Here is a 14,776-nt window from a genome sequence, read left to right on the forward strand (position 1 = left end):
CAACTCCTTGGGCACGGTTGAAGTGAACTAGGGGTTCGCCGCCAGGGGCGCGGCGAACGGCGGGGACAAGGGCACATCGGCGCTGACCGGCGGCGTGCCATCGAGGAATTTCTCTGCGTAGTGGCAGGCCACCAGCCGCTCGTCGAGCGCGCGCAGCAGCGGCCGCTCCTCGCGGCAGCGCTGCGTCGCATGCGGGCAGCGCGTGTTGAAGACGCAGCCCGCGGGCGGATCGAGCGGCGACGGCAGCTCGCCCTTGAGCACGATGCGCTGGCTGCTGAGCCCGGGCGTGGACGCCAGCAGCGCCTGCGTGTAGGGATGCAGCGGCCGCGCGAAGATGCGTGCCTTGGGCCCCTGCTCCACCGCATGGCCGAGGTACATCACCAGCACGTCGTGCGCGATGTGCCGCACCACGCCCAGGTCGTGCGAGATGAAGAGATAGGCCAGGCCGAGTTCGGCCTGCAGGTCGGCCAGCAGGTTCAGCACCTGCGCCTGGATCGACACGTCGAGCGCCGACACCGGCTCATCGGCCACCAGCAGGCGCGGCTCCAGCATGAGCGCGCGCGCAATTTCAATGCGCTGGCGCTGGCCGCCGGAGAACATGTGCGGATAGCGGTTCGCATGCTCGGGCCGCAGGCCCACGCGCGCGAGCATCTCGCGCGCCTTGGCGGCCCGCTCGGGCCTGCCGAGCGCGGTGTTGATGGCGAGCGGATCCTCGAGCACGGCGCTGATCTTCTTGCGCGGATTGAGCGAACCATAGGGGTTCTGGAACACCAGCTGCACGGCCTGGCGCAGCTCGCGCCGGTACGCGGGCGGCGGCTCCACCGCATCGTGGCCGACCAGCGTGAGCTGCCCGGCCGTGGGCTTTTCGATCAGCGCGACCATGCGCGCGAGCGTCGATTTGCCGCAGCCCGATTCGCCGACCACCGCGAGCGTGCGGCCGCGCTCGATGCGAAACGAAATGTCGCCCACCGCGCGCAACTGCGCAGGCGCGCGGAACATGCCGCGCCGCACGGCATAGGTGCGCTTCAGGTTGCGCGCCTCCACGACGACATCGCCGACGGGATCGCCACTCATGGCAGCGCCTCCGGGGCCTGCGGCCGCGGCCGGTCGGCCTCGATGGCCGCCATCCGCCCGGGCTCGCCGAGCGGGAAATGGCAGCGCACCTCGGCACCCGGCGGCGAGGCGACCGCGCGCAGCGCTGGCCGCACGTTGCAGGCCTTCGTGGTCACATAACTGCAGCGCGGCGCGAACAGGCAGCCGGCCGGCCGGTCGTGCACGCCCGGCACCACGCCCGCGATGGTGGCCAGCCGCCCCTCGGGCGCGGCGCGCTCGGGCAGCGCGGCCAGCAGGGCCTCGGTGTAGGGATGCTGCGGGTCCGCGAAGAGCCGGTCGACGCGCTGCTGCTCCATCACCTGGCCCGCATACATCACGGCGATGCGCTGCGCCATTTCGCTGACCACACCCATGTTGTGCGTGATGAGCACCAGCGCCATGCCGCGCTCTTTCTGCAGTTCGCGCAGCAGGTCAAGGATCTGGGCCTGGATCGTCACATCGAGCGCGGTGGTCGGCTCGTCGGCGATCAACAGGCGCGGGTTGCAGGCAATGGCCATCGCGATCATCACGCGCTGGTTCATGCCGCCCGAGAGCTGGTGCGGATAGCTGCCCAGGCGCGACGATGCGGCGGGTATGCCGACCTGCTCGAGCAGTTCGGTCGCGCGCTTCTTCGCCGTGCGCCGGTCCAGATGCAGGTGCAGCCGCAGCGTCTCCATCAGCTGGAAGCCGATGGTGAAGCAGGGGTTGAGGCTGGTGGTCGGCTCCTGGAAGATCATCGCGACCTCCTTGCCGACCAGCGCGCGGCGGGCCTTGTCGGAGATGCCGAGCAGCTCCTTGCCCGCGAAGCGCATGTGCTGCGCGCGCACGCGGCCCGGAAAGCCCACGAGGCCCATCAGCGCCATCATCGTGACGCTCTTGCCCGAACCCGACTCGCCGACGATGCCGAGCACCTCGCCCTCCTCCAGCGTGAGGCTCACGCCGTCGACCGCGTGCAGCACGCCGCCTTGCGTCGGAAACTCGACGTGCAGGTCCTTGATGTCCAGAAGCATGTTCATCTTTTGAGCTTCGGGTCGAGCGCATCGCGCAGGCCGTCGCCGAGCAGGTTGAAGGCCAGCACGGCCGCGAGGATCGCGAGCCCCGGAAAAGTGACGACCCACCAGGCGCGCAGCACGAACTCGCGCGCATCGGCCAGCATCGTTCCCCATTCGGGCGACGGCGGCTGCGCGCCGAGGCCGATGAAACCCAGCGCCGCCGCATCGAGGATGGCGGTGGAGATGCCGAGCGAGGCCTGCACGATCAGCGGCGCCGCGCAGTTGGGCAGCACTTCGCGGAACATCAGGCGCAGCGTGCCGGCGCCGCTCACGCGCGCGGCGGTCACGTAGTCGCGCGAGATCTCGGCAATGACCGCGGCGCGCGTGATGCGCACGTAGTGCGGCAGCACGACGATGGCCACCGCGACCATGGCATTGACCAGCCCCGGCCCGAGGATCGCGACGATCACGATGGCCATCAGCAGGCTCGGCATCGTGAGCACGATGTCCATCAGCCGCATGATCGCGATCTCCAGCACGCCGCGGAAGAAACCCGCGACCAGGCCGAGCACCACGCCGACAAGCACCGACAGCGCCACCACCGCAACGCCGATGGACAGCGACAGCCGCGCCCCGTACATGAGGCGCGAAAGGATGTCGCGCCCGATGGCGTCGGTGCCCAGCAGATAGCTCGCGGAGCCGCCCTGCTGCCAGGCCGGTGGCAGCAGGAAGACGGCGCTGTTGGTCTGGTTGGGCGCATGCGGCGCGATCCAGGGCGCGAACAGCGCGACCAGCAGCAGCAGCGCGACGGTGGCAAGGCCGGCCACCGCGCCGCGGTTGGCCGAGAAGGCGGTCCAGAACTCGCGCCAGGGACCGGGTGGCGCTGCGCTGCCCGAAACTGCGTGTGTTGTCGTCGTTGCCATGGAATCAGTCAGTGCCGGATGCGCGGATTGATGACGCCGTAGGTGACGTCGACCAGCAGGTTGACCAGCATCACGATGCCGCCCAGCAGCAGCATGCCGCCCTGCAGCACCGGGTAGTCACGCCGGCCGATGGCCTCGATCAGCCACTTGCCCACGCCGGGCCACGAAAAGATGGTTTCGGTGAGGATCGCGCCCGTGAAGAGCACGCCCACCTGCAGCCCGATCACCGTGACCACCGGAATCAGCGCATTGCGCAGCGCATGCAGCCCCACCACGCGAAGGCGCGAAAGGCCCTTGGCGCGCGCGGTGCGGATGTAGTCTTCGCCCAGCACCTCGAGCATGGCCGAGCGCGTCATGCGTGCGATGACCGCGAGCGGCACGGTGCCGAGCACGATGGCCGGCAGGATCAGGTGATGCAGCGCCGACCAGAAGGCGCCGGTGTCGCCGGCGCGCAGCGCATCGATCAAGAGGAAACCCGTTTCAGGCTCGACAAAGTACTGCACCGAGATGCGGCCCGACACGGGCGTCCAGCCCAATTGCACCGAGAAGAACAGGATCAGCAGCAGCCCCCACCAGAAGATCGGCATCGAATAGCCGGTGAGCGAGGTGGCCATCACGCCGTGGTCGAAGATGGAATTGCGCCGCACCGCCGCCAGGATGCCCGCCGGCAGCCCCAGCAGCAGCGCAAAGGCAATCGCGCACGCGGCAAGCTCGACCGTCGCGGGGAACAGCGCGAGGAATTCGCTGGCCACCGACTCCTGCGTGATGAGCGACTTGCCGAGATCGCCATGCAGCACGCGGCCGATGTAGATGCCGTACTGCACGATCACCGGCTTGTCGAAGCCATAGGCCGCGCGCAGCTGGGCGTGGCGCTCGGGGTCGATGCCGCGCTCGCCGGCCATGGTTTCGATGGGATCGCCCGGCACCAGCCGGATCAGGAAAAAGGCAAGCAGCGTCATGCCGATGAAGGTCGGCACCAGCAGGCTCACGCGCGTGAGGAGGAAGCGAAGCATCGACCCGCAATATGCAAGATCGATGCCGTGGCCCTACCCGGGCCGAACCCTTACTTCTTGACGTCGCGCAGTTCGCGCCGCAGGATCTTTCCGACCGGCGTCTTCGGCAACTCGGTACGAAACTCCACGATTCGCGGCTGCTTGTAACCCGTAAGGTTTGCTCTGCAGTATTCGCGCACCTGCGCTTCGGTCAGCGACTCGTCCTTCTTGACGATCACCAGCTTGACGGCCTCGCCGGTCTTCTCGTCGGCCACGCCGACCGCCGCGCATTCGAGCACGCCCGGAATCTGCGCCACCACGTCCTCGATCTCGTTGGGGTACACGTTGAAGCCCGACACCAGGATCATGTCCTTCTTGCGGTCGACCACCTTGAAGTAGCCGCGCTCGTCGACCACGCCGATGTCGCCGCTCTTGAAGTAGCCGTCGGGCGTCATGACCTTGGCGGTCTCGTCGGGGCGCTGCCAGTAGCCGGCCATCACCTGCGGGCCCTTGATCGCGATCTCGCCGGGCTGGCCCGGCGCCACTTCGCGGCCCTCGTCGTCGAGCAGCTTGAGCCAGGTGCTCGGCAGCGGCAGGCCGATGGTGCCGGTGTAGGCCTTGCTGTTGGTCGGGTTGCAGGTGGCCGAGGGTGAGGTCTCGGACAGGCCGTAGCCCTCGCAGATCGGGCAGCCGGTCTTCTCGAGCCAGAGCTTCGCAACAGCCGCCTGCACGGCCATGCCGCCGCCCACCGAGACCTTGAGGTTCTTCCAGTTGACGGTGTTGAAGTCGGGGTGGTTGGCCAGCCCGTTGAACAGCGTGTTGACCGCGGGAAAGCTGTGGATCGTGTGCTTGGAGAGTTCCTTGAGCACGCCCGCGAGGTCGCGCGGATTCGGAATCAGGATCAGCTTGCCGCCCGTGCGCATGTTCAGCATCATGCCCACGGTGAAGGCGAAGATGTGATAGAGCGGCAGCGCGCAGACGCTCGTGGGCTGCTCGCCCATCGGCACCTGCGCCATCACGGGTTCGTTCCAGGCTTCGGACTGCAGCACGTTCGCAATGACGTTGCGGTGCAGCAGCACCGCGCCCTTGGAGACGCCAGTGGTGCCGCCGGTGTACTGCAGCACGGCCACGTCGTCGGGGCCGATGGCCGGCGCCTTCAGCGTGCGGCTCGCGCCCTGGTCGAGCGCATCGTTGAAGCGCACCGCGCCCGGCAGGCTGTAGTGCGGCACCAGCTTCTTCACGTTGCGCACGACGTAGTTGACGAGCGCGCCCTTGAGGAAGCCGAGCCGGTCGCCCATGGCGGCGAGCACGATGTGCTTGATGGGCGTGGCCGCGATGCACTGCTGCAGCGTGGTGCCGAAGTTCTCCATGATGACGATCGCCTTGGCGCCCGAGTCCTTGAGCTGGTGCTCGAGCTCGCGCGGCGTGTACAGCGGATTCACGTTCACCAGGATCAGGCCGGCGCGCAGGATGGCCGCGACCGCAATCGGGTACTGCGGGCAGTTGGGCATCATGACCGCGACGCGGTCTCCCTTGGCGAGGCCGAGCCCCTGCAGGTAGGCGCCGAAGGCCTTGCTGAGCTTGTCGGTCTCCGCATAGCTCACGTCCTTGCCCATGAAGCTGTAAGCCGTGCGGTCGGCGTACTTGGCAAAGCTCTCCTCCATGAGACCGACCAGCGAGGAATACTGCGAAGCGTCGATGTCGGCGGGCACGCCTTGCGGATAGCTGCTGAGCCAGGGGCGGTCGGTCATGGGTGTGTCTCCTCGGAATCGCGTGTTTTGAAACGACAGCGGCGCACAAGTGGCGCCGCGGTGATGATCTGCCCGCACTGCGCGGGCGCGGACCTTGGGCCTATTCGATGGCCTTGCCCATATCTTCCACTACTTTCTTCGCATCCCCAAAGACCATCATGGTCTTGTCCATGTAGAAGAGCTCATTGTCCAGGCCCGCATAGCCCGCCGCCATGGAGCGCTTGTTCACGATCACCGTCTTGGCCTTGTAGGCCTCCAGGATGGGCATGCCGTAGATCGGGCTGCCCTTCTGCAGCGCCGCCGGATTCACCACGTCGTTGGCGCCCAGGATGATCGCCACGTCGGCCTGGCCGAACTCGCCGTTGATGTCTTCCATCTCGAACACCTGGTCGTAGGGCACCTCGGCCTCGGCCAGGAGCACGTTCATGTGGCCCGGCATGCGCCCGGCCACCGGGTGGATCGCGTACTTGACGGTGATGCCCTTGTGCGTGAGCTTCTCGGCAAGTTCCTTCACCGCATGCTGCGCGCGCGCCACCGCCAGGCCGTAGCCCGGCACGATCACCACCGTCTCGGCATTGCCCAGCACGAAGGCCGCATCGTCCGCGCTGCCGCTCTTGACCGGGCGCTGCTCCTTGGCGCCGCCGGCCGCGCTGACCGCCTCGCCGCCGAAGCCGCCCAGGATCACGTTGAAGAACGAGCGGTTCATGGCCTTGCACATGATGTAGCTCAGGATGGCACCCGAAGATCCCACCAGCGAGCCGGCCACGATCAGCATCGCGTTGTTCAGGCTGAAGCCGATGCCCGCGGCCGCCCAGCCCGAGTAGCTGTTGAGCATCGACACCACCACCGGCATGTCGGCCCCGCCGATCGGGATGATGATGAGCACCCCCATCACGAAGGCCAGCGCCAGCATCGCGAAGAAGGCCGGCCAGCTCTCTGTGAACATGAACACCAGACCCAGCCCGATCATGGCCAGGCCGAGCACGAGGTTCAGCATGTGCTGGCCAGCGAACTGCACCGGCGCGCCCTGGAACAGCCGGAACTTGTAGGTGCCCGAGAGCTTGCCGAAGGCGATCACCGAGCCGCTGAAGGTGATGGCGCCGATGGCCGCCCCCAGGAACAGCTCGAGCCGGTTGCCCGCGGGAATGGGCGCGCCCTTGGCGATGCCTTCGAGCATGGCCGCGGGTTCGACCACGGCCGCGACCGCGATGAACACCGCCGCCAGGCCGATCATGCTGTGGAAGAAGGCCACCAGCTCGGGCATCTTGGTCATCTCGACCGTCTTGGCGCGGTAGGCGCCGTAGCCGCCACCGGCCACCAGCCCGAGCAGCACCCAGGCCAGGCCCGTCAGCTGGCCGCCGGCGATCTTGTAGATCAGCGCACCGGTGGTGACCACCGCGATGGCCATGCCGGCCATGCCGAAGATGTTGCCGCGGATCGAGGTGGTGGGATGGGACAGCCCCTTCAAGGCCTGGATGAAGCAGACGCTGGCAACCAGGTACAGCAGCGTGACGACGTTCATGCTCATTGCGAGGCTCCCGCTTCGGCCTTGGGTGCGGCCTTCTTGTCCTTCTTCTTGAACATCTCGAGCATGCGCCGCGTGACCAGGAAGCCGCCGAAGATGTTCACCGCCGCGAGCGCCACCGCGAGCACGCCCATGGTCTTGCCCAGCGGGGTTTCGGTGAGCGCGGCCGCCAGCATGGCGCCCACGACCACGATGGCCGAGATCGCGTTGGTCACGGCCATCAGCGGCGTGTGCAGCGCAGGCGTGACGGTCCACACCACGTGATAGCCCACGTAGATGGCCAGCACGAAGATGATGAGGTTGATGACGGTATGGGAAACGGGATCCATGATTTCTTCTCCTCGCGTGACCGCTTATTGCTTCGTGACCTGGCCGTCCTGCGCAACGCGGCAGGCGGCGACGATGTCGTCCTCGAGGTCGATCTTCAGGGCGCCCTCCTTGGTGACGATGAGCTTGAGGAAGTCGAGCACGTTGCGCGCATAGAGCGCCGACGCGTCGGCCGCCACCAGCGCCGGCAGGTTGGTTTCGCCGACGATGGTCACGCCGTGCTTGACCACCGTCTTGTCGGCCTCCGACAAGGGGCAGTTGCCGCCGACGCCGTCCGCGCCCTTGCCGGCCGCGATGTCGACGATCACCGAGCCGGGCTTCATGGCCTTGACCATGTCCTCGGTGATGAGCGTCGGCGCGGCGCGCCCCGGGATGAGCGCGGTGCTGATGACGATGTCGGCCAGCGCCACGCGCTTGGCCACCTCGACCTGCTGGCGCGCGAGCCAGCTCGCGGGCATGGGCCTGGCGTAGCCGCCGACGCCGACCGCGGCTTCCTTCTCTTCGTCGGTGTCGTAGGACACCTCGATGAACTTGCCGCCGAGCGATTCGATCTGCTCCTTCACGCTCGGACGCACGTCGGAGGCCTCGATCACGGCGCCCAGGCGCTTGGCGGTGGCAATGGCCTGCAGGCCCGCCACACCCACGCCCAGGATGACCACGCGCGCGGCCTTCACGGTGCCGGCGGCGGTCATGAGCATCGGGAAGAAGCGCTGGTACTTGTCGGCCGCAATGATCACGGCCTTGTAGCCCGCGATGTTGGCCTGCGACGAGAGCACGTCCATGCTCTGGGCGCGGGTGGTGCGCGGCGCGGCTTCGAGCGCGAAGGCCGTGAGGCCGGCCGTGGCCAGGCGCTGCAGGCCGGCCGCGTCGAAGGGGTTGAGCATGCCGATGACCACGGTGCCGGGCTTCATGAGCGCGGTTTCGGCATCGCTGGGCGTGCGCACCTTGAGCACCATGTCGGCCGCGAAGGCGGCGTTCATGTTGACGATCTCGGCACCGGCGGCCTGGTAGGCGGCATCGGTGACGCTGGCCGCAATGCCGGCCCCGGACTGCACGCGCACGGTGTGCCCGGAAGCGGCCAGTTTCTTCACCGTCTCGGGCGTTACGGCCACGCGGGTTTCGCCGGCCATTGTCTCGGCAGGCACGCCTATCAGCATAGAGATCTCCTCAGGGCAAGGGCAATACGGGAACGCGGCCAGAGCTTACAGCAAGATTACGGCCGCGCTGTCGCCAAAATCCACCGCCTGTTCGCCGCTTGATGACCGTAGTCATTGCATGTGTAGCTATATAAATGGTAGCGAAGCTGGCGACCTCGAAGCCGCCACGCCCGTACATCGGTTGTTTCCCCAGCACCGCGCTCCCCGCGCGCGGATGCGCCCGGCTGCCAGGCAGCGGCGGCCGGCAACCCTTGTCGTCAATTGGCACGTATTTGTTTGCAATTGCTATCAACTCCAAGAAAGATACCTTCATTTCGTGCATAAGTTGCACCAAGGCTTTTTTCCGAAGACGCAGATAGATACACTTCTTTCACTCGAAAGCCCGCAGAGGCAAATTTGGGGGGATGGAATGCGTATTGCAGTACTTGATCACGAGCCCGATCAGCTTCAGCTGATCGCCCAGGCGATGTCGGGGCTCGGCCACGAATGTCACTCGTACACCGAAGGGCGCCCTTTGCTCCAGGCGCTGCGCCGGCAAACCTTCGATCTTCTGATCCTCGAATGGAACCCGCCGGACGTGCACGGCATCGAGCTCGTGAAGACCGCCCGCAACGAGCTGCGAAGCCGCGCGCCCATTCTCTTCGTGACCACGACGCGCGACGAGGCCGCCGTGGTCGAAGGGCTCAATGCGGGCGCCGACGATTTCATGATCGCGCCGGTTCGCGCCACCGAGCTCGAGGCCCGGGTCAATGCGCTGCTGCGCCGGTCCTATCCCGCGCAGCACGAGACGGAGCTGGTGTTCGGCCCTTATCACTTCTACCCGCCCGCGCGGGTCCTCAAGGTGAATGGCGCGACCGTCGAGCTGAAGAACCGCGAATACGCGCTCGCGCTGTTCCTGTTCCAGAACCTCGGCCGGCTGCTGTCGCGCGAGCATCTGCACGAGGCGGTGTGGGGCGCCGGCACGGCGGCGCTGTCGCGGTCGCTCGACACCCACGTTTCCCGCCTGCGGACCAAGCTGGGCCTCGGGCCCTCGAGCGGCTTCCTGCTGCTGGCCATCTACGGGCTGGGCTACCGGCTCGAAGTGGTCGACGCCAGCACACACCCGGACAGCCTCGCGCGCTGAGGCCCGCCCGGGAATCTCCGCCCCGATACGGGCTCCAAACGGCTTCGGGCCCTTGCCGTGGGCCGCCCCAAGGAATGAAGCCGATGAAAGTTCTCACGAGGCTGCTGCTGGCCGCCGTACTGTGCTGGGGCGCCTTCGGCACGGCCGCCGCTCAGGATGTGGAAGCCAGCGAGATGGTGCAGGGCGGCATGCAGGCCATCCGGATGATCGACCAGGGCAGGATCGGCGAGCTCTGGGACGGCGCCACGGCCGCCACCCGCAAGCGCATCGCGCGCACCGAGTTCGCCGCCAAGGTTTCCAGCAGCCGCTCGCCGCTGGGGGCGCCGCTGCAGCGCACCTGGGTGGCGGTCAACCGCCGGGCCGTGGCCGACCCTGATGCCGAAACGGCCGGCCAGTATGTCAGCATCGAGTATGAGACCCGTTTCAGCAACAAGCCGGATGGCACCCTGCGCGAACTCGTGAGCTTCCATCTCGATCGCGACCGCATCTGGCGCTTCAGCGGCTACGTGCTGCGTTGAACCAAGAGCCCAAGACCATGACGACCCCGCGCTGGAAACCCAATGTCACCGTGGCCGCCGTGATCGAGCAGGACGGCCGCTTCCTGCTGGTGGAAGAACACACCGCCCAGGGACTCAGGCTCAATACCCCGGCGGGGCACCTCGATCCGGGCGAATCGCCGATCGAAGGCTGTGCCCGCGAAACCCTCGAAGAGACCGCCCATGCCTTCACGCCCACCGCGCTGGTCGGCATCTACATGGCGCGCTCGAGCCACCGCACGGGCAGCAAGGAAGACGTGACCTACCTGCGCTTTGCCTTTGCCGGTACGCTCGGCGCGCAGGAAGCGGGCCGAGCCCTCGACGAAGGCATCGTGCGCACGGTCTGGATGAGCGCCGACGAAATCCGCGCCAGCGTGCCGCGCCACCGCAGCCCGCTGCTGCTGCAGTGCGTCGAGGACCATCTGGCCGGCAAGCGGTATCCGCTCGACCTGATCCACGTCCACGAATCAGTGCGCTGAAGGCTGCCGCGCGCCGGCCTCAGGCGCTCAGACGATGACCCCGCCGCCAAGGCAGCGCTCGCCGTCGTAGAGCACGGCCGACTGCCCCGGCGTGACGGCCCATTGCGGCTCGCCGAAGCGCAGGCTGAAGCTCGCCGCGGGGTCGCCGCCGCCTGCTTCCAGCTCGCAGGCCGCATCGGCCTGGCGGTAGCGCGCCTTCGATCCGTAGCGGCCCGGCGCGGGCGCCTCGCCCGAGATCCAACTCGCATCGCCGGCCGCCAGCGCCGAGGACAGCAGCCAGGGATGGTCATGGCCCTGCACCACCCAGAGCGTGTTCTTCTCGACGTCCTTGCGTGCCACGAACCACGGCGAGTGGTCGCCCGAGCCGCGCTGCGCGCCCTTTTCCTTGACGCCGCCGATGCCCAGCCCCTGCCGCTGGCCCAGCGTGTAGAAGCTCAGGCCCTGGTGCTCGCCGAGCCTGCGGCCACGGTCGTCCCTGATGGGGCCTGATTCCTTGGAGATGTAGCGGTTGAGGAATTCGCGGAACGGCCGCTCGCCGATGAAGCAGATGCCGGTCGAATCCTTCTTCTTCGCGTTGGGCAGGCCGATCTCTTCGGCAATGCGGCGCACCTCGGTCTTGTGCAGCTCGCCCACGGGGAACAGCGTCTTCGACAGCTGCGCCTGGTTCAGCCGGTGCAGGAAGTAGCTCTGGTCCTTGGAGGGATCGAGCCCCTTGAGCAGTTCGTGCCGGCCCGTGGCCTCGTTCAGCCGCACACGCGCGTAGTGGCCGGTGGCGATCTTCTCGGCGCCCAGGCGCATCGCATGGTCGAGGAAGGCCTTGAACTTGATCTCGGCATTGCACAGCACGTCGGGATTGGGCGTGCGGCCGGCCTTGTATTCGCGCAGGAACTCGGCGAACACGCGGTCCTTGTAGTCGGCCGCGAAGTTGACGTGCTCGATCTCGATGCCCAGCACGTCGGCCACGCTGGCGGCGTCCACGAAGTCGATGTTCGACGAGCAGTATTCGCTGTCGTCGTCGTCTTCCCAGTTCTTCATGAAGATGCCGACCACCTCGTGCCCCTGCTGCTTGAGCAGGTGCGCCGTGACCGCGGAATCGACCCCGCCGCTCAGTCCCACCACGATTCGTTGCTTTGCCATAAGCCCGCCATTGTCCCAGCCCCGGCGCCCGGGCGGCCGGCGTGGGGGAATCAGCCCTGGCGGCGCAGGCCGGCCAGCAGCTCGTAGGAACGCAGCCGCGCCGCGTGGTCGAACACCTGCGAGGTGATCATCAGCTCGTCGGCGCCCGTGCGCTCGATGAAGGCCTGCACGCCTTCGCGCACCCGGGCGGGCGAGCCCACGGCCGAACACGACAGCACCGAGTCGAGCAGCGCGTTCTCGGCCGGGCCGACCTTCTGCCGGTAGCCCTCGACCGGCGGCGGCAGGCGCCCCGGCCGGCCGCTGCGCAGGTTCACGAAGGCCTGCTGCCACGAGGTGGCGCGGAATTCGGCCTCTTCGTCGGTGTCGGCCACGAACACGTTGAAGCCCAGCATCACATAAGGCTTCTGCAGCTGCGCCGAGGGCTTGAAGGTCTCGCGGTAGATCTGGATCGCCTGCATCAGCTGCTGCGGCGCGAAGTGCGAGGCAAAGGCATAGGGCAAGCCGAGGTGCGCAGCCAGCTGGGCACCGAAGGTGCTCGACCCGAGGATCCACACCGGCACCTCGAGCCCCGCGCCCGGCACCGCGCGCACGGGCTGCTGCGGCGCCTTCGACATGAAGTCCATGAGCTCGACCACGTCCTGCGGGAACTGGTCGGCATCGGATTCGAGGTTGCGGCGCAGCGCGCGCGCCGTGCGCTGGTCGGAGCCGGGCGCGCGGCCCAGGCCCAGGTCGATGCGCCCCGGATACAGCGACTCCAGCGTGCCGAACTGCTCGGCGATCACCAGCGGCGAATGGTTGGGCAGCATCACGCCGCCGGCGCCGATGCGGATGGTCGAGGTGCCGGCGCCGATGTAGGCCAGCAGCACCGCCGTGGCCGCGCTCGCGATACCCGGCATGCCGTGGTGCTCCGCGAGCCAGTAGCGCGTGTAGCCCAGCTTCTCCCCGTGCTGCGCGAGCGAAAGCGAGTTGCGGAACGACTGCGCGGCGTCGCTGCCTTCGGTGATGGGGGAAAGGTCGAGGATCGAGAACGGAATCATGGACCGGATGATGGCGCGATCCGGCGATCCCTGCTCGTGCAAGCCATTGCCCGCTCTGCTAGGGCTGGCCGCGGCCCGGCTACGGGCTTCGCTTGCGCCACTGGCCCAGGTCGGCCTCGATGCGTTCGTTGATGTTGCCGCTCCACTGGGCGCCGAAGCCGGCCGCGCGCAGCAGCTCGACGATGCGCCGGCCGACCGCGACGGTGTTGGCCTCGCGCTGGTCGATCTCGGGAATCATGCCGCCGCTGAACGCCAGGTAGAGGCGGCCGGTGCGCACCGCAGTGTCGAGATCCTGCGCGTGATAGAAGCAGCAGCCGCGAATGCCCGAAGCGAGCCGGCCTGCGGCGCGCCACTGCTCGCGCACGTCGTCGTGGCCGTCGGCCAGCGTGTTGCCGGCGCGGTGCAGCGCAATGATCTTCTCGCTGCGCAGCTGGGCGAACACCGCTTCGAGCCGGTCGTATTCGGTCTGCGCGGGCCACGAAGCCTCGGCGGCGCGCTTGGCGGCGCAGGCGCGCGCCGCCTCGGCCCTGACCCAGGCGCGGTCTTCGGCCGTGAGCTCGTCGGGATCGAGGTACTCGTCGGTGATCATCCATTCGATGTCGCCGTCGGGATGGAAGCCGCACCACGCCAGGCCGTGAATGCGTGCGCGCGTGTCTTCGGGGTCGAGCGTGAGGGCCATGCGTGCTCGGCTCAACCTGCCAGGCACGCGAAGGCATCGGCTTCGAAGCGGCCGGCGGCGTCTTTCAGAACCAGGGTGCAGCTCACGTTGTGGGAATCTCGCGGATGGGAGGCCATCGAAGCCGCGCCGGCCAGCCCCGCCGCGGCGGGCACCATCGTACCGGGCTGCGGCCAAAGCTCGATGTCCGCCCGCGAAGGCGGCGGCCGTTTTGTAAGGCGAAAGCATTTGCCTGCGTGGCAAATCAACCACGCCCGGGCCGCGCCTTCGCGTCCGGGGCGGCCAGCACGGCAAAAAGCCGGCCCATGCTTTCGCATGGCCGGCTTTTGGGAGGGTTGGCGCTCGCCGAGCGCCGAGGCCGTTTTTACAGCGGCAGTGCGTCGCCGCGGGCAGCAGCGCGGGCTGCGGCGCGCACCGTGGCGCGGTCCACCGTGCTGGCGACGATCGGGGCCACGCCCGACGAGGCGCCTTCGGCGTACGGATCGGCGCTGCGGGCGGCAGCCACGGCTTCGGCACGGACCGCATCGCGGCTGGTCGACGAAACGAACACCTGGGCCGGGCCTGCATTGGCGCCGGTGGCGTACGGGTTGGCGCTGTGCGCGGCAACCACGGCCTGGCCGGCGACGTCGGCACGGCTGGCGGCCGAGGTCAGCTGATGCACGCCTTCGTAGGTTTCGGCATGGGCGGCACCGGCAACGGCCATGAGGGCAACAGCAACGGCGGAGAGGATCTTCGAGGCGGTCATTTTGATTTCCTTCAATTCAGTTCAGTTTTGGCTTTGGATGATTTCGAACCGGTCTTGGGTGGGTCACCGTCCCTCTTCTGGGGGGCGGCCACCTCGCTCGGGGCCCTGTTCACCCAGATCGGCTTGGGGGCCGGTCTGTGAGATGAATTGTGCGCCGTCTTCTACGTAAAAACCCTTAGCAAAAAGAACCACGGCGTTCACGGAAAGGAAACAATCGCATCGCCAAAGCGAAAGACCGGGGCCATGGACACCGGCCTTCGCAGATTGGAAAAAACTGCCGCCCC

The 14,776-nt window shown here is 67.7% G+C and carries 15 protein-coding genes; 3 read left to right on the forward strand and 12 right to left on the reverse strand.

The features are described 5' to 3' along the window. Nucleotides 1–27: 27 nt before the first annotated feature. The 8 genes from FB547_RS12555 to FB547_RS12590 all read right to left on the reverse strand — a co-directional run bounded on the left by FB547_RS12555 (nucleotide 28) and on the right by FB547_RS12590 (nucleotide 8,759). The gene (locus tag FB547_RS12555) at nucleotides 28–1,074 is read right to left on the reverse strand and encodes a peptide ABC transporter ATP-binding protein (protein WP_145742653.1); all 1,047 of its coding nucleotides are present in this window, start codon (nucleotides 1,072–1,074) and stop codon (nucleotides 28–30) included. After that, the gene (locus FB547_RS12560; protein ID WP_145742655.1) at nucleotides 1,071–2,108 is read right to left on the reverse strand and encodes an ABC transporter ATP-binding protein; all 1,038 of its coding nucleotides are present in this window, start codon (nucleotides 2,106–2,108) and stop codon (nucleotides 1,071–1,073) included. Before FB547_RS12560 ends, FB547_RS12555 begins: the two co-directional genes overlap by 4 nt. Beyond that, nucleotides 2,105–3,007: an ABC transporter permease subunit gene (locus tag FB547_RS12565; protein WP_145742656.1), complete on the reverse strand. Its 903-nt coding sequence runs from the start codon at nucleotides 3,005–3,007 to the stop codon at nucleotides 2,105–2,107. Before FB547_RS12565 ends, FB547_RS12560 begins: the two co-directional genes overlap by 4 nt. Nucleotides 3,008–3,015: 8 nt before the next feature. Next, nucleotides 3,016–4,020: an ABC transporter permease subunit gene (locus tag FB547_RS12570; protein WP_145742658.1), complete on the reverse strand. Its 1,005-nt coding sequence runs from the start codon at nucleotides 4,018–4,020 to the stop codon at nucleotides 3,016–3,018. Nucleotides 4,021–4,070: 50 nt separating this feature from the next. Continuing rightward, nucleotides 4,071–5,750 (reverse strand): long-chain-fatty-acid--CoA ligase, encoded by a 1,680-nt coding sequence (locus FB547_RS12575; protein WP_145742660.1) that lies wholly within the window; start codon nucleotides 5,748–5,750, stop codon nucleotides 4,071–4,073. 100 nt (nucleotides 5,751–5,850) lie between these two features. Further along, nucleotides 5,851–7,278 (reverse strand): NAD(P)(+) transhydrogenase (Re/Si-specific) subunit beta, encoded by a 1,428-nt coding sequence (locus FB547_RS12580; protein WP_145742662.1) that lies wholly within the window; start codon nucleotides 7,276–7,278, stop codon nucleotides 5,851–5,853. Beyond that, the gene (locus FB547_RS12585; RefSeq protein ID WP_145742664.1) at nucleotides 7,275–7,604 is read right to left on the reverse strand and encodes an NAD(P) transhydrogenase subunit alpha; all 330 of its coding nucleotides are present in this window, start codon (nucleotides 7,602–7,604) and stop codon (nucleotides 7,275–7,277) included. Before FB547_RS12585 ends, FB547_RS12580 begins: the two co-directional genes overlap by 4 nt. A gap of 24 nt (nucleotides 7,605–7,628) precedes the next feature. Beyond that, complete coding sequence (locus tag FB547_RS12590) at nucleotides 7,629–8,759, reverse strand: Re/Si-specific NAD(P)(+) transhydrogenase subunit alpha (protein WP_145742666.1); 1,131 nt, start codon at nucleotides 8,757–8,759, stop codon at nucleotides 7,629–7,631. A gap of 409 nt (nucleotides 8,760–9,168) precedes the next feature. Between FB547_RS12590 and FB547_RS12595 the strand changes: the two genes are divergently transcribed. The 3 genes from FB547_RS12595 (at nucleotide 9,169) to FB547_RS12605 (ending at nucleotide 10,897) form a co-directional block, all read left to right on the forward strand. Beyond that, nucleotides 9,169–9,882, forward strand: coding sequence for a response regulator transcription factor (locus FB547_RS12595; protein ID WP_145742668.1), 714 nt, complete (start codon nucleotides 9,169–9,171; stop codon nucleotides 9,880–9,882). A gap of 83 nt (nucleotides 9,883–9,965) precedes the next feature. After that, nucleotides 9,966–10,400 (forward strand): DUF4019 domain-containing protein, encoded by a 435-nt coding sequence (locus FB547_RS12600; RefSeq protein ID WP_145742670.1) that lies wholly within the window; start codon nucleotides 9,966–9,968, stop codon nucleotides 10,398–10,400. Between the two features lie 17 nt (nucleotides 10,401–10,417). Continuing rightward, entirely contained in the window at nucleotides 10,418–10,897 is a 480-nt protein-coding gene (locus tag FB547_RS12605) for an NUDIX hydrolase (RefSeq protein ID WP_145742672.1), read from the forward strand. 27 nt (nucleotides 10,898–10,924) lie between these two features. On the opposite strand, the gene mnmA is transcribed toward FB547_RS12605, so the two are convergent. The 4 genes from mnmA to FB547_RS12625 all read right to left on the reverse strand — a co-directional run bounded on the left by mnmA (nucleotide 10,925) and on the right by FB547_RS12625 (nucleotide 14,492). Then, entirely contained in the window at nucleotides 10,925–12,034 is a 1,110-nt protein-coding gene (gene mnmA / locus FB547_RS12610) for a tRNA 2-thiouridine(34) synthase MnmA (RefSeq protein ID WP_145742674.1), read from the reverse strand. A gap of 50 nt (nucleotides 12,035–12,084) precedes the next feature. Beyond that, nucleotides 12,085–13,071 (reverse strand): LLM class flavin-dependent oxidoreductase, encoded by a 987-nt coding sequence (locus tag FB547_RS12615; protein ID WP_145742675.1) that lies wholly within the window; start codon nucleotides 13,069–13,071, stop codon nucleotides 12,085–12,087. Between the two features lie 79 nt (nucleotides 13,072–13,150). Then, complete coding sequence (locus FB547_RS12620) at nucleotides 13,151–13,750, reverse strand: DUF6891 domain-containing protein (RefSeq protein ID WP_145742677.1); 600 nt, start codon at nucleotides 13,748–13,750, stop codon at nucleotides 13,151–13,153. A gap of 361 nt (nucleotides 13,751–14,111) precedes the next feature. Beyond that, on the reverse strand, nucleotides 14,112–14,492 hold the full coding sequence (locus tag FB547_RS12625) for a helicase SNF2 (RefSeq protein ID WP_145742679.1): 381 nt from the start codon (nucleotides 14,490–14,492) through the stop codon (nucleotides 14,112–14,114). Nucleotides 14,493–14,776: the final 284 nt, after the last annotated feature.

Source organism: Variovorax beijingensis, assembly GCF_007828835.1.
Lineage (GTDB): Bacteria > Pseudomonadota > Gammaproteobacteria > Burkholderiales > Burkholderiaceae_C > Variovorax > Variovorax beijingensis_A.